Here is a 16892-nt window from a genome sequence, read left to right as displayed (position 1 = left end):
GGATAATATGCAATGCAGGGAGGTATCTGTGCCGCTACATGGAAAGTTCGTTATTAACGATGCTGATTACGCGCCGTTGACAATATATGGTGTTGGCACCTTTATGGCCTGGTCGGGAAACGATATTTATCGTAATAAAGGAGGCTGCGTAGCTATACCCGATAATGGCCCTTTACCACCGGGGAAATACTGGATCGTGGATCGCGCATCCGGTGGCCCAGGTTCTATAGCTAAAGCGCTGATAAAAGATACCGCCAACGGTTTTTTAGGGGATCCGTCTAATCATTGGGAGTGGTTCGCCCTTTACCGTGATGATGCCAGGATAGATGATTTTACCTGGATTAATGGCGTGCAACGCGGTCAGTTTCGTCTTCATCCAGCTGCTGGGCAAAAACAATCGTTGGGATGTATCACTTTACTGCATAAACCAGATTTTCAGCTGATTCGTACCCTGTTGCTCCACACCAATAAAATTAGAGTTCCGCGTGCTGAAGGGCTTTTATCATATGGCACTATTGAGGTGGTTAGCTATGGCAACAGCTGTCCGTAAAACCTGGCGGATTGTACTGTTTATTGCGCTGTTTCTGTTTTCGCTGCGCTTTATCCATCCGTACCCGATACAGTTCACGATCAAACAGTCTGGCCAACTGACTCAAATCGCAAATCGCCTGGGCTTTCGTGATCCGGAGATGTTTTATCTACTGGCGGTTATGCTCATCAATACGCTTATCACCTGCATACTCTATTTTATAGCCGTGCGTGGCTGGCGGCTGTGGCGGCAAAGAAAAGCGAAACCCGAACATCGTAACCCGTAACGCAATTTATCGTGGGCGGTCACCACAATCTACAGTCAGCTTGTTACCCGTATCACATAAAATAAAAAACATAAGACTTTAATCAGATCCCGCAATTGTTGTCGTTTGCCTGGCTCCCTATAACTGCTTTTCAGAGCCAGGGAGGGTGCCCCTTTGCAAACCAACAAGGCGGACCAAGATGCGAGCAACCTTATCGGTTAAAGAAAAAGTCAGTTACGGTCTGGGCGATATGGCAAGCCATATCGGCCTGGAAAACGTTATTATTTTTCTCACCTTCTATTACACCGACGTGGTCGGCTTACCGGCAGTGTTTGTCGGCACGCTGTTTCTGCTGGCGCGCATTGCCGATGCTATCGTTGATCCGGCGATGGGGCTGATCGCCGATCGCACCCATACGCGCTGGGGGAAATTTCGCCCCTGGCTGCTTTGGCTGGCGGTGCCGTTTGGTATCAGTTGCCTGTTAATTTACGCCGTACCTGAGTCGCTGTCGCTGACCGGCAAGATGATTTACGCCAGCGTAACCTACTGCCTGATGATGCTGCTTTATACCGCCATCAATATTCCCTACTGTTCGATGGGCGCGATCATCACCTCTGATGATACCCAGCGTGTTTCTCTGCAATCCTGGCGCTTTTTCCTCGCCACGCTGGGCGGAGCGATGTCCACTTTCCTGATGATCCCGCTGGCGGAGTGGCTGGGCGGCGGCAATAAGCTGGATGGCTATTTCAACGCCATGGCGGTGATGGCGAGCCTGGCGGCGGTAATGTTTTTGCTCTGCTTTTACAACACCCGTGAACGCGTCAGCGTCAAAGGCACCCATGAAAACTTTCGTGCCGACCTGCGCGATATGTTGCGTAACGATCAGTGGCGTATTGTCGCGCTGCTGGTGTTTTTTAATATCGCCTTCGGCGTGGTGCGCCTTGGGGCGATGATGTATTACGTTACCTATTATCTGGGCGATGCCAGCCTGTTTATGTGGCTGCTGGCCGCGCATATTGTTGGCAAATGTGTCGGCAGCGGGCTGGCAAAGTGGATGACCCGGCATCACAGCAAGCTTAAAGCCTTTACTTTTAGCGCCGTCGCCTGCGGTTTGTTAAGCATTTCCATTCTGTTTCTGCCAGCAACGCTGACGCTGCTGGTGGGCATGACCTTTATCGTTTCCAGCTTCTATCAGGTCACCACCACGCTGATGTGGGTCATGATGTCCGATGTGGTGGACTACGGTGAATATCGTCAGGGTAAACGCATGGACGGCACCATTTTTTCCACGCTGCTGGCGGTGCTGAAAATGGGCATGGCGGTGAGCGGAGCGATTGTCGGCTGGACGCTGGGGCTCAGCGGCTACGTGGCGCAGGCACCGCAGCAAAACCCCGCCGCTATGCTGGCTATCATTGCGCTTTTCTCCGTGATCCCCGGCGTGCTTTCACTCTGTAGCGCCCTGACTATGCGCTGGTATCGGCTTAATGACGACACGATGCGCCAGATTAACCAACATAAAACCGTGGCGGCGCAGCCCGCCGACGGATCCAACGCTTTGCAGCCACAGGAGTTGTCATGAGTGAATTACGTGCAGAATCGCACCGTCTAATCTGGCAGTTCGATCGTCAAACGCTCATTATCGAGCCGTGGGGAGAGAACAGCCTGCGGGTACGCGCCAGCTGCCAGCCTGACATTACGGATACTGACTGGGCATTGCTGCCAACGGCACCGCTGCCGGTAGAAATTACACAAGGAAACGAGACGCTTAGCCTGCGTAACGGCAATATTACCGCCACGCTGAACCAGCGCGGCCAGCTGGCTTTTTATAATCAGCACGGCGAACTGTTGCTGGAAGAGTTCTGGCGTCAGCGCACCACGGTAGGTATTGGTGCCACGGAGAAAAGTCAGGATAAATATATCAGCGCGCTGAAGCTGGATGGTCGCGAGTTCCGTCCGATTCCGGGCGGTAAATATCAGCTGACGGTGCGTTTCGAGGCGCGGCGTGACGAAAAGATTTACGGGATGGGGCAGTATCAGCAGGAGGGGCTGGATCTCAAAGGATGTACGCTGGAACTGGCGCAGCGTAATTCTCAGGCCAGCGTGCCTTTTATGGTTTCCAGTCTCGGCTATGGCTTGCTGTGGCATAACCCGGCTATTGGCGAGGCGACCTTCGGTAAAAATATTACCCGCTGGCAGGCGCAGGTCACCGATCAGATGGATTACTGGATCACCGCCGGCGATTCACCAGCGCAGATTGTGCGCCAGTATGGCCGCGCGGTAGGCACTGCGCCAATGATGCCCGATTTCGCTACCGGTTTCTGGCAGTGCAAGTTGCGCTACCGCACCCAACAGGAGGTGCTGGAGGTGGCGCGCGAGTACCGCAGGCGTCAGCTACCGCTATCGGTCATTGTGATCGACTTTTTCCACTGGCCAAATCAGGGCGACTGGTGCTTTGATCCGCTCGACTGGCCAGATCCGGCGACGATGGTCAAAGAGCTAAAAGAGATGGGCATCGAAACCATGGTCTCGGTCTGGCCGACGGTGGATAGCCGAAGCGCCAACTATGCGCGTATGAAATCGCGGGGATTGTTAGTCAACAGCGATCGTGGCGTATCGGTTAATCTGGATTTCCTCGGCAATACCACCTTTTTTGATGCCACGCATCCGGCGGCGCGAGAGTTTGTCTGGCAGGAGGTGCGGCGCAACTATTACGATCTCGGTATTCGTACCTTCTGGCTGGACGAGGCGGAGCCGGAGTATCGCGCTTACGATTTTGATAACTATCGCTACCATCTGGGGCCGGTGCTTGAGGTGGGAAATATCTATCCGCAAAAGTTTGCGCAAGGCTTTTGGGAAGGACTGCAACAGCAGGGCGAAACGGAGATCGTCAACCTGGTGCGCTGCGCCTGGGCGGGCAGCCAGCGTTATGGTGTGCTTGCCTGGTCGGGAGATGTCCATTCCTCATTTCATGCGTTGCGTAATCAATTCTCGGCTGGTCTGAATATGGCGATGGCCGGTATTCCCTGGTGGACCACCGATATTGGCGGCTTTCAGGGCGGAAATATTCACGATCCCGGTTTCCATGAACTGCTGATCCGCTGGTTCCAGTGGGCGGTATTCTGTCCGGTGATGCGTCTGCACGGCTATCGTGAACCGCAAATTCAGCCGCAAGAGGCCTGGCGTAACGGCATTGCGCAATGCAACAGCGGGTCGCCGAATGAGGTCTGGAGCTATGGCGAGGAGAACTACGCGCTGATGAAGGAATGTCTGCTGTTGCGCGAGCGTCTGCGGCCCTATATTCGTCAGCTGATGCAGGAAGCGCATCAGCAGGGCGATCCGGTGATGCGTCCGCTGTTTTATCACTATCCGCAGCAGGCGGAGAGCTGGCAGATAGAAGACCAATATTTGCTGGGACAGGATCTGCTGGTGGCGCCGGTACTGCATGCCGGTCAGCGTGAGCGCCGCCTTTGGTTGCCCGCAGGCGATTGCTGGATTACGCGCAGCGGGACGCAGTATCAGGGCGGTCAGTGGCTGACAGTAGAGACGCCATTGCATGTCATTCCGGTGCTGGTACGTGCCGAGGCTGACCCGGCGTTGGTGGCGGCGATGCGCGCCTGATTAATCGTAACCCTTTGCCTGAGGAATAACACCTCAGGCAATCAACTTAGCCAGAAACGCGCCAGCGTCTTATATGGCGCATCCTCCTTCGAAACACACTTCGTACCATCAGGCTCAATCCATTTTTATTAGCGCGTTATTAGCGAAAAAAGTGGCTGGGGATAAATTATAAATAGTGACGGAATAGCAAAGAAAATAATTTGTCTTTTTTAAACTTGCCCGCTAATAAGTAATTATTTTATGATAATTGAAATTATTTGACTGTTTTTTAAAGAGATTGATAATTATAAGTCATAACGTGATGCGTTAATTTATTTTGCTGATAATTACGTTATATTCATCGCTCAGAATCGTAATGTTGCCGGTAAATTAATTCAGGGAAGTTAATTATGAAGGGCTCTGTTTATCATTTTCAAAGTATGCGCGGATGAAGAAAAAAGGTTACACGCCAACGCCGCACGATGCCACGTTCCGGCTGTTTCTGACGCAGCCGGAGATCGCCCGGGATTTCATGGAACTCCATCTTCCGAAGGAGCTGCGCGTCATTTGCGATCTTAATACGCTAAAGCTGGAATCCGGCTCTTTTGTCGAGGATGATCTTCGTCAGTACTTCAGCGATGTGCTTTACAGCCTGAAGACCTCCGCGGGTGATGGCTATATCCACGTCCTGGTAGAACATCAGTCGGCTCCGGATAAGCATATGGCGTTCAGACTGATACGCTATGCCGTGGCGGCGATGCAGCGTCATATCGAGGCGGGCCATAAAAAGCTGCCGCTGGTGATACCCATGCTGTTTTACACCGGTAAACGCAGCCCCTATCCCTATTCCACCCGATGGCTGGATGAGTTTGATGATCCGGCACTGGCAGAAAAACTTTATAGGAGCGCTTTCCCACTGGTGGATATCACTGTAATACCTGACGATGAAATTATGAACCATCGCAGCATGGCAGCACTTACGCTGCTGCAAAAACATATTCACCAGCGTGACATCGCTACTCTTATTGATCGTCTGGCTACGCTGCTGATGGCTGATTATCTCTCTTCACCCCAGGTAATGGCACTGATACACTATCTGTTACAGGCGGGTGAGTCAGCCGATGCCGAAACCTTTGTTCGAGAACTGGCACAGCGTGTGCCGCAACACGGAGACGCACTTATGACCATCGCACAGCAGCTTGAACAGAAGGGGATTGAGAAAGGTATCGAAAAGGGGATTGAGAAAGGTATCCAGCTTGGTGAACAGCGCGGCATTGAAAAAGGGCGTAATGAAGGCAAACTTGAAGTTGCACGCAGCCTGCTGAAAATGGGCATGTCTCGCGAGTCTGTTTTGGAAGCCACCGGTCTTACTGAACACGAGCTGGCACAGCTTCGTCACTGATGTTTCATCCTTTACACTCCCTGCCTGGTCGTCAGCATTAGAGTAAAATGTCGGCCACATAAAGGGAGCGTGCGCTGCTCTTCCAGCAAAAGAGGCGATTTACCCCATCTCCTCTTTGTGGCCGTGCATAGCCACCCGCAGGGTAAGCCTCAGGCAATCAACTCAGCCAGAAAATCCCCCAGCGCCTTACGCGGATCATCCTCTTCCGAAACAATCATCTCAATACCCCACTGGCCTAATACCTCTTTTGCCACCGGATTACTCCGGTTAGTAAACAGATAAGAAGTGGGACGAGCGGAAGCCAGTCCGGTGCGGCCCCACATTTTTGTCAGACGATAGAACAGCAGGCGGATATTAAAATCGCTGATGCTGTAGCCGACAAAAAGCACTGAATTACCCATGACATCGTGCGTCAACTTAATATCCAGCGGCGAATCAAAATAGAGACGTTCAAAATAGCTGCTTTCATCCAGCACAATAGAGGTATCGTCATCAAAATCGCCGTGCAGCTTAATAATATGACGGCGGTTTTCAGTAAGTGAAACCAGATCGGCGGCGTTCGCCACTTTGTAATAGGGCACCTTGTGCGCGTCATGCGCCATCTCCAGCCAGCGATCGTAGTTGGTGGTATAGATGCGTGAAAAATGTCCCTGGGTAATCATGGTGTGAATTTCTGAGGAACGCACATCAATATCAGGACGGTGCCACTCGCGATCCATCCAGCTGCGCAGCGGACCCAGCGATCCCTTTTTCTGCTTGTAATACTCCGCCAGTGACAGATGGGTGCCGTAAGTATTGAAAATTTTCGGATCGTAGCCCAGCTCCTGTGCAAGATGAGCAATCAGCTCATGCCACTCCGGCAGGCCCAGGTTGCGTGAAACGCCTGCCCCGGCGAAAAGAATTAACTTTCCGGCATCGTAGGCACGTTTCAGTTCAGGTTTCATGGCAGATTCCTTGCGGTTTTCAAAAAGGCAGCAAAGCGATCCAGCGCCAGCCGCCGCATCGAAATTTCATGCTTTAGCTCACCCATTTCGGCAAAAGTCTGCGTATGGCCTTCCGGCACAAAGATGCAATCCCAGAGAAATTCACGCGAACCCGCAGGCTCAGCGATGATCTTACCGCGTACCTCGCCGGAAAACTGATACATTTTGCGCCCGTCGCAGTAGCCCAGAACGGTTTTCGCCGTGGCGCTCTGGCTGTCCAGCGCCTGCACCAGCGCGGTAAAGCGATCGGCATCCAGTCGATGCCAAAAAATGCGTGTCAGCCCGGCGGGCAGGCCGTTCAGCCCGTCCAGGTAAAGACCGGTATGCTCGACAAACAGCGGCCGCCCAATCAGGGAAAAGGCTTTGGTAAGTTTGTCGTGTACCAGCTCAACTTCATCTTCCGTTTGTATTTCCTCAATCCGACAGGCCACGGAGAGCACTTCTACACCGATGGGCTCAAGGATTTTACGTACTTCGTCCAGCTTGAGTTCATTACTGGAAAGAAACCGTATTTTCATTGCTTCACCTAATTCTGTCTCTGCCGGTATGGTTATGATTATGTGCGCAGGAAAGCGCCGACCGGTGTCAACCAGTGTAGACCAGATAGGGATGGGAAGGCAGCAGGGAAAAGCAGGGAAGGGGCATCGGGCAGAAAACCCGATGCCAGTTAATTTTAGTAGCCGGTTTCCTGTGTTTTCAGCGATCCTGCACGCTCTTTAACAAATTCCGCCGCGCGCTTACCTGCAAGGAAAGCGTGATCGGAGTTGTAGTATTCCCACTCGCTGTAGCGCCCCGATAGCAAAATATCCTGCTGTAGCAGCCAGTCGCGAATCAGCGCAATACTGGCTTTACGCGCATGATCGTACACCACGTAGGCATAGGGAATATCAATCTGATTAGCAGTAAGAATCGGGTCGTCGGCGGTAATCATACCCACCGCGATACACTCCTGGATGCAGCGCTCAATTAACGCATCGCCCTCTGCCGGCAGCGGCTTATCCGGCGAATAGCTGATCTCGAAAGTTAAACCGCAGCCTCCGAGCGGATTACAGAGCGGACTGGCATTACCCTGTACAAAGATGCGATGAAACAGGGTATCGCCCGGATAATAGATCCAGTGCTTCTCGGTTAGATTGGCGCGTCCCACGCCGATATTGACGCAGCGAATGGATACGTGACGCAGTTTTGCCACCGCATCGTGGATCTCCTGCGGCGCTTCATCGCCAATCATTGCAATCAACTGTGGCAGCGGCATGGTGCTGATCAGCTGATCGTAGCGATAGCGCCGTCCGTCAGTCAGCACGGCGATATGCTGTTCAGGATGCAGTTCGGCCAGCATGCTGTTGGTCTCCAGCTCACAGGCGAGATGCGGCAGAAAACCGTTCATCAGCGCCTGGAAGCCGCCTTCCAGCGGATAGCCAAAGCGCGCGTTCGGCCCCATGGGTTTCTCCAGCGGTGCCAGCGCGCCCTCAATGATTTGCGCCAGATCCGGCAGCGGTACGCGTCCGCCCAGCCAGGAGGTTTCCATCTCCGTTAGCGGCAGCGCCCAGAGTTTGCGGTTATATGGCAGGGCGAAATGTTTAGCGATGCCGCGTCCCCAGGTACGGAAAATAAACTGTTCAAAGTTCTCTGGCTGCGTCGTATTTTCCTGTCCGGCGAAGAGATCGCCATCTGGCACCGTGCCGTCGGCGCAGCAATCATGGCGTCTGGTTACCGATAGCGCGCTATTTGACGCTTCTGCGGCTTCATGGCTGACGCCGTAGCGCGCCTCAATTGCGCCAAGGATACACTCTTTAATCACCTCGGCAGGCAGGCCATAGAGTGAACCCTGGAAGGGGTAGCGGGTATAAATGCCGTCGTTATAAACCCACGCTTCGCGCATCTGCCAGTGCAGGTTATCGCCCAGCAGCATTTCATACATTTTCAGGACATATGGGTCCTGCGAAAACATGATGTGTCCGGCATAGTCAAAGGTGAATCCTTTGTCCGTAATCGAACGACACCAGCCGCCTGGCGTGGCATTTTTTTCCAGTATCACGGCGCCTTTACCATAATGGTAGCCCGCGCTCAGTCCGGTTGGTCCGGCACCGATAATCAGACAGGGAACCACTGACTGTTGCTCGGTAGCAGGATTCAGGCGGCGGGTGATTTGCTGTACTTCATCGGCAATCACTGGCATGACGCTTTCCGGCACGGGCATAGGTGTTTTGGCAGCCCCTTTTTTCATCAGCGAGAACATCTGTTCCGCTGCCGCATCCCACGATGTGGCTGCCACCACCGCCTGCATGCGCTGCGCCAGCTGCTCACGATCGTCGGGGCTGATGCTCAGCGCCCGCTCACAGGCGTGAATAAACTCTTCGGGACGGTAAGCGATTGCGACCAGCTCTGCATAATGTCGTGCGACATCGGTAATCGCGGTGCTGACAATAGGCAGTTGGGCCGCCATATACTCCAGCACTTTGGTCGGGCTGATAAATTTTGTTGAGGCGTTTAAAGCGAAAGGCATCAGGCACACATCCCAGCCGGCAAGAAACTGCGGCAGCGCCTCGTAAGGTTGCTGACCCAACCAGTGGATATTAGCGCGCTGCGGCAGCGTAGCCGGATCGATTTTCACTACCGGACCAACCATCACAATTTGCCATTCCGGGTGCGCATCGGCCAGCGCGGCTACCAGCGACAGATCGAGGCGCTCATCAATTACGCCGTAATAGCCAAGGCGCGGGCGCGGTAGCATCTGCTGCTGTGGATGTCCGTTGCTGCGATCCAGCGCCTGTTCAAAATGAATGGCATCGACGCTGCTGGGAAAGCAGTAAATGGCGTGATGCTTGTGCTTTTTCGCTTCATACAGGCTGGAGCCGCCGGTAAACACCAGATCGGCACGCGCCATCAGCGCCGATTCACGTTGCTGAAGCTGGCGCGGAGCCATATTAAAGGCGGAAAGCTCATCCATGCAGTCATAAACCACCAGCGAAGGTGTAAAGGGCGTAAGCAGAGGCAGCGCCATCGGCGTATAGAACCAGACGACCGGTTGCTCTTGTTCATCCACCAGTGACGTCAGTAACAGCTGCAGCGTTGCGATTTGATCATCATGAAAACCCGGCGCGGCGATTGGCGTATGCGGCTGAATAACGGTGACGTTGGGAGCAGGATTCGAATAATGCAGCGCTGGCGATCCCGCCTCGTAAATCGGCTCTTCAATAAACAGCACGCGATAATGCTGTGCCAGACGAGACAGCAAATGCTGCGGACGCTGAAAAACAAAACCCCAACGCAAATGGCTAAAAACGATCAAAGTCTTTTGCTGCATACCATTCTCCTTATTCTCCGCGGTCGGAGCGATAAATGACTGAAAGTTCTGTAAAGTACGCTGCGCCTGGCAGAGCGCCGTGGCGTAGGGTTGATTGATAATGCGAAGAAAAGGATCGGGGCCATGGTGGTCGAGATCCCACAGCCCGCTACGCGGCCAGGCAAGCGGGTCATTCCATGCTGGTCGGTCGATAATGGGATAGAGGCAGACGCCGCACAGCTCAGCGCCGCTGAGCTGTGCCTGCGCAATATGCGCGGTCACCTCCGCGATCCAGGCACCGCGTCCGCTGCCTATATGGCTGGTTTCCGAGAGCAGTACCGGGCGTTGATAACGCTGATGCAGCTCCGTCAGCATTTGATGCAGCGGCTTGCGCCGACGATCGCCCAGATGCCAGTGCAGCCGATTCATGGAAGGGAATGCCCACTGATTATCGTGATAATAATTCGCGCCGATCAGGTCGAGATAGTGCGCCGCGCCGCCCAGCTCCGGCGCCAGTCTGCCGCTCAGCATATCCCATGCCTGAAACTGCGCGTTACTGTGGGACTGTGCCGTCAGCTTTGCCTCTGGCGTATCCTCTTCTGACACCAGATGGATAATGGGATCGCAGTGCAGAATGCGCGCCCGGCTGTCGGCCTGCCAGATTGCGTCGCAGGCGGCCAGTGTCGCCTTAACTAACTGACGTTTACAGGCGTCGGCGGGATCGGATTCCGGCAGGTTAGCGCAGGGAAACAGTCCAACGGCAATCCCCCAGCTCAGGAAAGAGATTTCATTTATCGGCGAGTAGATCGGCAGTGTGGAATAAGGCGCAAGGAAACGCACGGTGGCCGCGCAAAAGGCGGCAAAGCGTGGAATAAAATCGTCAGAGAAAAGAGTAAGATCTTCTGGCCAGCCATAGTGACAGAGTGTCCAGCAGATTTGAATGTCCTGCTCCTGCGCCGCCTCGATACGCGAAACCAGCGAGGAAAAATCATATTCACCGTTGCGTTCGATAAGCCGCCAGCCCACACTTTCACGCACCGAATTAATATTAAAGGCTTCTAGCGCTGCATAATCCTCTTTAACCCGTATCAGGTGAGCGTTAGTGTCATTCATCGCTAACCGGGTGCCGTGCGGGTTAATATGATCCGCGCCTTCATAACCTGCCTGCCAGAATGAGGCAAAGGGTGTCATCATTATTTCTCCTGCAGCTTTGCCAGCATAAAAAAGCGCGCAGCCGCATCCGCTGAATCAAAAGTAACGGCAAAAGCCGCTCAAATTTGTAGGCCATTAAAAAGCATGCCAGAAGGCAGAACCTGGTGGCTGTATAAGCAAGAGTAGAGGCTGGGGAGCCCTGGCAAATTAATAAAGTGATAAAAGACTAATTACGGTTACGCTTGTTTATATTGATTTAATTAAATAATTTAACAATGAGAAGGGTTAGCTTAAGTATAGGCAAGCCTGATCGCTGCGCAAGAAATGCGCGCCTAACCCTAATAAGTTAGGAATATCCTTATAGTGGTAAAGATAAAGAGGTGATTTTTATTAATGCATTTAGCAAAATAAGCGTGACGGTAACAGCGCCAGCTTATTTATTAATAAACGCCGCCAGAGAAAATTAAAATGATAAATAATAGAGTGTTGAAAAATGGTTTCGCTTTTTTTCCAGTAATAACCGGGCATGCGCGTGTTATGAATGTTTGAGCTACTTAAGCGCTTTGGTTATATATAAAAAAGCAGAAAGATGAGGGGCAATTTTAAAAAGATGGATGCTAAATTCTGTAACCGCATAACGCTCGGCGTTTTCCTCTACAGCGCGCCTTCGCCCTGCTGTTATTACTTTCTGCCCCGGCTATGATAGCGAAGAGATAACGCAACGGGACAGTGAAATGATGGAAACACGGCGGCAGGATACATCTGTTTTTCAACAGGTCATGCAGCAGCAGGCCGCAGAAAAAAACATCGTTCTGGACGGGCAACAGCTACAGCTTATTACCCGTCTGGATGCGTTAATCGCACCGGTGCTGTCACGCGCTCAGCGGTTTCATCACGGGCTCTACATCTGGGGCGAACCGGGACGCGGCAAATCATTTATTGCTGATGCGTTTTTTAACTGGGCACCGCTGGCGCAGAAAAAACGCGTGCACTTTCATCTTTTTTTCCGCGAACTGCATCAGATAATTGCGCGCGGCAGTAGCGTTGAGGCCGCGATCGAAGCCTGCATTGGCCGTTGTCAGCTGCTCTGCTTTGATGAATTTCATCTGCATGATATTGGTGATGCGATGCTCATCAAGCCTTTGCTGGAGCTGCTGTTTCAGCGCGGCGTATTGCTGGTTGCGACCTCAAATCATCCACCGGAAAATCTGCTGGCTAATCCGCTCTATCACCAGCGCTTTCTCTCATCGATTGCGTTAATCAGAGAGAAAATGGAGGTCATCGCACTAACCGGAGAAAAAGATTACCGCACGCTAACGCATGAAGCTCAGGGCGCGTTCAGATGTGGCGGACTGCTGATTGGCGCCACGCAGGCGCAGCGGGAACGGCTGGAACTGCCTGCACCGGCAGAAGCACCGGTGCCGTTAAAGGTAGGCTATCGTATCCTTGAAACGCTCTCACCTGCCGGGGCGTTTCTGCATTTTTCTTTCAGCGCGCTGTGCGCCGCGCCAACAGCGGTGATGGACTATTTACAGCTCTGCGAGCAATACCCGCAGTGGCTGGTGGAAGATGTGCCGCCGTTGGCCCAGGTTTCGCCTGCTATTCAGCAGCGTTTTATTAATGTGATTGATGTGCTCTACGATCGCCAGTGCCGGCTGTTTTTAACCACGGATTATCCCCTGGCGACGCTGACGCAGGGTGTGGAGCTGGATGATATTCAGCGCACCCACAGCCGCCTGAATGTGCTGCCGGTTTATCAGAGATAATGCCGCTGCGCTTGCGTTACGAGCGAGTCAACTATACTGAAACGGTATTCGGTTATTCAGTCATAGCAGCTTATGCTGCTGTATTAACTGAATAATAAGATGTTCCTGCATTGTATTGACGGCCTTTGTCGCCGTTCACCTGAAAGGAGACGTTTCTGTTATGACCAGTCGACCACAGCCGCCGCAGCCAGAGCAGCAGCAAGATGTACCCGGCACTATTTTTGATATGCAGCCAGCGCCCGATCACGGTGAAACCAGCTATAAAGGTTCGGGCCGCCTTGCGGGTAAAAAAGCGATTATTACCGGTGGCGATTCCGGGATTGGCCGCGCCGTGGCTATCGCCTATGCACGTGAAGGGGCCGATGTACTGATTTCCTATCTGAATGAGCATGAAGATGCCAAAGATACCGCTCGCCTGATTGAAGAAGCAGGGCAAAAAGCTGTGCTGGTGCCGGGCGATATTACCGAAGCGGAACACTGTCGCCATATTATTCAGCAGGCGGTCAGCAACTTCGGACAGATCGATATTCTGGTCAATAATGCGGCCTTTCAGATGACCCGGGATTCGTTGGATGAGATCAGCGATGAAGAATTTGACCGTACGATGAAGACCAATCTTTACGGCATGTTTTATCTCTGCAAAGGGGCGGTGCCGCATATGCCTGCCGGCTCATGCATTATTAATACCGCCTCGGTTAATGCCGACCAGCCGAAACCGAAACTGATTGCCTATTCAGCAACCAAAGCGGCAATCGTTAATTTTTCCGGTAGCCTGGCTGCGCTGCTGGCTGAAAAGGGGATTCGCTCTAATGTAGTGGCGCCTGGCCCCATCTGGACGCCGTTGATCCCCTCCACCATGCCCGTAGAGCAGGTGAAAAATCTGGGTAGTGAAGTACCGCTCCAGCGCGTCGGGCAACCGGCCGAGCTGGCACCCGCCTATGTGATGCTTGCCAGCGATGAGGCCAGCTATATTTCTGGCTCAACCGTTGCGGTTACTGGCGGCGTTGCGGTTATCTGATACGAGAGTACGGCAGCCACACGCTGCCGTGATTCAGCAAAGCGGGATCAGTTGAAGGGATACTCTTTTGCCAGCAGGCGTGCAATGACATTCAGCGCGCCTTCATCATCATGACTCTCTGTACGGTAGCGCGCTGCCGCCGTTACCGCTTCTGTGGCGTTCGCCATTGCAAAACTGTAGCCCGCCTGACGCAGCATTTCGATATCATTGCCGCTATCGCCGATCGCCACTACCTCGCAATCGTCGATGCCCCAACGCTGCTGAAGCAAGCCGATCCCGTGCGCCTTGTGCAGGCCAGGAATAATCAGGTCAACAAAGCCGAAACCGCTGGAAACCGGATGCACAATATTCTTTGCCGTATTAAGCGCTTTGGTTAACCGCTCAATTAGCGGAGCGACACCATCATGCGGCAGATTAAGCGAAAATTTAAAAATGGTGTCATCGATATTGTTGAGATCGGCGCACTTTTCCAGGCGACGATAGTGATTTGACAGCAGCGCCACCACCTCGTCCGGCATCGAGGGAGAGATATAAGCACTACGCTTGCCGCAAACCACAGTATGAATTTCCGGCTCTTCGGCTAAGATTGCCAGCACCTGCCGGACACTCTCCGCACTAAGCTCTCCGCAAAATACCTCTTGATTTTGATCGCTGATCCAGGCGCCGTTTTCCGCCACAAATGCGATTTCATCAGCGATTTCACGGAAATAGCTGTGCAGCTGATAATACTGATTGCCGCTGGCCACCACAAAACGGATGTTTCGTTCTTTCAGCTGAGCATACTGACGCAAAAAACGCGTTTTGTTATAACGCTTGGCGGAATCAAGAAATGTTCCATCCATATCAACCGCAACCAATTTTACCGCCACCGGGTTCTCCTTCAGATAACAGATCGAGTTTTCGCCGCGCCGCGCCAGCAAAGGCGGAGTGGGTCGCTAAGATTAACAAGGATAGTGGCTGGAAGAGCGCTGTAAATGAGAATGTGAAAAAGCGGATTAGCGCCAGCTTTTTCACAGGGAGAAGCAGAGGGGGTTTACGGATTAACCACTAAGGTAGCCAGAGCATGCTGACAGGCATTTGTATCCTGAGCCAGTTTGATTTTTTCCGCGTCAGGCACTGTTTCCCAGGCATTTATCGCCCGGTCGGCTGCGATATGGTTAAACCTGATACGTTGCAACGCATACTCATTATTACTTCCTTCAATGATATTACGCATACTCGCAGCGTAGTTATCGTTCTGCTTACCAACCACGCCACACAGGATCCCTGAATAATAATCCTGATCGTCAGGATCGACATAGGTTAGGTAGCGCCATGTCATCACGCCTGCCACGCCCAGCAATAGCAGAGCTATCCACTTTTTATACAAACGTCTGTTTCCCTTATAGCAAAGGCCTGAAATAACGCCTTTCAGGCCAGATCATGATATTAGCGACGGTTACGCCACACGGTCTGCACATTACAAAACTCATGCAGGCCGAAGTGCGACAGCTCACGACCAAAGCCGCTTTTTTTCACGCCGCCGAAAGCAACGCGTGCATCGCTGGCGCTGTAGCCATTGATAAACACGCCGCCGCACTCCAGACGTTCCGCCATGTCAGCCGCCAGCGCGTCGTCTGCGCTGTAGATGGTAGCCATCAGGCCGAAATCGCTGTCGTTCGCCAGCTGTAGCGCATGCCCGGCATTATCTGCCACGGTGATTGCCGCTACCGGACCAAACATCTCCTGACGAAACGCCGTCATCGCGGGCGTCACGTTGCCCAGCACGGTTGGCATGTAGTAGTTGCCTTCACCAGCCAGCTTCTCTCCTCCTGCCAGCAGGGTTGCGCCTTCAGCCAGCGTTGCCATAACCTGCTGATGAAGTTCATCGCGCAGGTCGTAGCGCGCCATCGGACCGACGGTGTTGTCTTCCATGCGCGGATCGCCCATTTTCAGCTGCTTTGCGGCCGCGACAAACTTTTTACTAAAGGCGTCGGCAATGTCACGTTCAATAATAAAGCGCTTGGCTGCGGCACACACCTGCCCGGTATTCTGATAGCGTCCGGCAACGGCAGCCTGCACCGCCGCATCCAGGTCGGCATCCTTCAGAACAATAAAGGGATCGGATCCGCCCAGTTCCAGCACGCATTTTTTCAGCGCCGCGCCAGCCTGTGCGCCGATAGCCGCTCCGGCACGTACGCTGCCGGTAACCGTTACCGCCGCAACACGCGCATCGTTAATCGCCTGACTTACGCCGTCGTTGGTGGCGTTAATCACCCGGAGCAGGTGAGAAGGTAAACCGGCATCGTTAAACAGTTCCTCAATCAGCAGAGCGCAGCCCATTACGTTCGGCGCATGTTTCAACAGATAACTATTGCCCGCCAGTAAAATCGGTATGGCGCCGCGCAACACCTGCCATAGCGGAAAATTCCAGGGCATTACTGCCAGCACCGGGCCAAGCGGACGATACTCAATCACGGCCTGATTATTTTCTACCTGCGTCGGCTCGGCTGCCAGCATGGCGGGGCCATGTTCAGCATACCAGTCGCAGAGCTGCGCCGATTTTTCTACCTCGCCGCGCGCCTGCAGTATTGGTTTACCCATCTCGGCGGTAATCATCTGCGCCATCTCTTCGCCACGCGCCCGGATAGCGGTAGCCAGATCGCGTAATTTTTGCGCACGCTGCGCCAGCGGCTGCTGTCGCCATTGCTGGAAGGCCTGATGGTTTTCGGCGATAGCCGCATCAACCTGCTGCGCGCTGATGTAAGCAAGGGCGGAAAGAATTTCGCCGCTGGCAGGATTGCGCGAAATAGCATGCGTTTCTGGGGGAAATGACATAAGGGTTCCTTAAATATTTATATTGCTGATGGACTTACCTTAACGGTGATGAGTCGTGATGAAAAGTGAATAATGAT

General features: G+C 53.1%; 13 protein-coding genes. 7 read left to right on the top strand and 6 right to left on the bottom strand.

The genetic code is table 11. The features are described 5' to 3' along the window. Positions 1-28: 28 nt before the first annotated feature. The 5 genes from ACQE32_RS10130 (at position 29) to ACQE32_RS10110 (ending at position 5793) form a co-directional block, all read left to right on the top strand. The gene (locus ACQE32_RS10130; RefSeq protein ID WP_427021689.1) at positions 29-550 is read left to right on the top strand and encodes a DUF2778 domain-containing protein; all 522 of its coding nucleotides are present in this window, start codon (positions 29-31) and stop codon (positions 548-550) included. Next, on the top strand, positions 531-815 hold the full coding sequence (locus ACQE32_RS10125; protein WP_426980947.1) for a hypothetical protein: 285 nt from the start codon (positions 531-533) through the stop codon (positions 813-815). The genes ACQE32_RS10130 and ACQE32_RS10125 overlap by 20 nt, the downstream gene beginning before the upstream one ends. Positions 816-993: 178 nt before the next feature. Further along, positions 994-2373, top strand: coding sequence for a glycoside-pentoside-hexuronide (GPH):cation symporter (locus ACQE32_RS10120; protein ID WP_250652008.1), 1380 nt, complete (start codon positions 994-996; stop codon positions 2371-2373). After that, on the top strand, positions 2370-4412 hold the full coding sequence (locus ACQE32_RS10115; protein ID WP_427021688.1) for a glycoside hydrolase family 31 protein: 2043 nt from the start codon (positions 2370-2372) through the stop codon (positions 4410-4412). The genes ACQE32_RS10120 and ACQE32_RS10115 overlap by 4 nt, the downstream gene beginning before the upstream one ends. 427 nt (positions 4413-4839) lie before the next feature. Next, the gene (locus ACQE32_RS10110; protein ID WP_426980949.1) at positions 4840-5793 is read left to right on the top strand and encodes an Rpn family recombination-promoting nuclease/putative transposase; all 954 of its coding nucleotides are present in this window, start codon (positions 4840-4842) and stop codon (positions 5791-5793) included. Between the two features lie 149 nt (positions 5794-5942). On the opposite strand, the gene ACQE32_RS10105 is transcribed toward ACQE32_RS10110, so the two are convergent. The 3 genes from ACQE32_RS10105 to ACQE32_RS10095 form a co-directional block, all read right to left on the bottom strand. Further along, positions 5943-6737, bottom strand: a complete 795-nt coding sequence (locus tag ACQE32_RS10105) for an SIR2 family protein (RefSeq protein WP_426974663.1) — start codon at positions 6735-6737, stop codon at positions 5943-5945. Next, the gene (locus tag ACQE32_RS10100) at positions 6734-7294 is read right to left on the bottom strand and encodes a non-canonical purine NTP pyrophosphatase (RefSeq protein ID WP_426974662.1); all 561 of its coding nucleotides are present in this window, start codon (positions 7292-7294) and stop codon (positions 6734-6736) included. Before ACQE32_RS10100 ends, ACQE32_RS10105 begins: the two co-directional genes overlap by 4 nt. A 155-nt stretch (positions 7295-7449) precedes the next feature. Beyond that, positions 7450-11253 carry an NAD(P)-binding protein gene (locus ACQE32_RS10095; protein WP_427021764.1) on the bottom strand — a complete coding sequence of 1268 codons (3804 nt, stop codon included), beginning with the start codon at positions 11251-11253 and terminating at the stop codon, positions 7450-7452. Between the two features lie 695 nt (positions 11254-11948). Here ACQE32_RS10095 and zapE point away from each other — a divergent pair. Beyond that, positions 11949-12980, top strand: a complete 1032-nt coding sequence (gene zapE / locus ACQE32_RS10090; RefSeq protein WP_426980951.1) for a cell division protein ZapE — start codon at positions 11949-11951, stop codon at positions 12978-12980. A 160-nt stretch (positions 12981-13140) separates the two neighbouring features. Continuing rightward, on the top strand, positions 13141-13998 hold the full coding sequence (locus ACQE32_RS10085) for a glucose 1-dehydrogenase (protein ID WP_426974660.1): 858 nt from the start codon (positions 13141-13143) through the stop codon (positions 13996-13998). Positions 13999-14045: 47 nt separating this feature from the next. On the opposite strand, the gene ACQE32_RS10080 is transcribed toward ACQE32_RS10085, so the two are convergent. From ACQE32_RS10080 to sad, 3 genes are all read right to left on the bottom strand, one after another. After that, entirely contained in the window at positions 14046-14867 is an 822-nt protein-coding gene (locus tag ACQE32_RS10080) for a Cof-type HAD-IIB family hydrolase (RefSeq protein WP_426980952.1), read from the bottom strand. 164 nt (positions 14868-15031) lie between these two features. Further along, positions 15032-15367 (bottom strand): hypothetical protein, encoded by a 336-nt coding sequence (locus ACQE32_RS10075; protein WP_426980953.1) that lies wholly within the window; start codon positions 15365-15367, stop codon positions 15032-15034. Positions 15368-15426: 59 nt separating this feature from the next. Continuing rightward, positions 15427-16815, bottom strand: a complete 1389-nt coding sequence (sad, locus tag ACQE32_RS10070) for a succinate-semialdehyde dehydrogenase (RefSeq protein ID WP_426974657.1) — start codon at positions 16813-16815, stop codon at positions 15427-15429. Between the last annotated feature and the right edge of the window lie 77 nt (positions 16816-16892).

This window comes from Pantoea sp. FN0302, from assembly GCF_050113775.1.
Taxonomy (GTDB): domain Bacteria; phylum Pseudomonadota; class Gammaproteobacteria; order Enterobacterales; family Enterobacteriaceae; genus Mixta; species Mixta alhagi.
This window is presented reverse-complemented; position numbering and strand designations above follow the sequence as displayed.

Bases quoted from the DNA above. Each gene is read 5' to 3' on its own strand.
- ACQE32_RS10125 (WP_426980947.1), top strand. From the start codon at position 531: ATGGCAACAGCTGTCCGTAAAACCTGGCGGATTGTACTGTTTATTGCG.
- ACQE32_RS10120 (WP_250652008.1), top strand. From the start codon at position 994: ATGCGAGCAACCTTATCGGTTAAAGAAAAAGTCAGTTACGGTCTGGGC.
- ACQE32_RS10115 (WP_427021688.1), top strand. From the start codon at position 2,370: ATGAGTGAATTACGTGCAGAATCGCACCGTCTAATCTGGCAGTTCGAT.
- ACQE32_RS10110 (WP_426980949.1), top strand. From the start codon at position 4,840: ATGAAGAAAAAAGGTTACACGCCAACGCCGCACGATGCCACGTTCCGG.
- ACQE32_RS10105 (WP_426974663.1), bottom strand. From the start codon at position 6,737: ATGAAACCTGAACTGAAACGTGCCTACGATGCCGGAAAGTTAATTCTT.
- ACQE32_RS10100 (WP_426974662.1), bottom strand. From the start codon at position 7,294: ATGAAAATACGGTTTCTTTCCAGTAATGAACTCAAGCTGGACGAAGTA.
- ACQE32_RS10095 (WP_427021764.1), bottom strand. From the start codon at position 11,253: ATGACACCCTTTGCCTCATTCTGGCAGGCAGGTTATGAAGGCGCGGAT.
- zapE (WP_426980951.1), top strand. From the start codon at position 11,949: ATGATGGAAACACGGCGGCAGGATACATCTGTTTTTCAACAGGTCATG.
- ACQE32_RS10085 (WP_426974660.1), top strand. From the start codon at position 13,141: ATGACCAGTCGACCACAGCCGCCGCAGCCAGAGCAGCAGCAAGATGTA.
- sad (WP_426974657.1), bottom strand. From the start codon at position 16,815: ATGTCATTTCCCCCAGAAACGCATGCTATTTCGCGCAATCCTGCCAGC.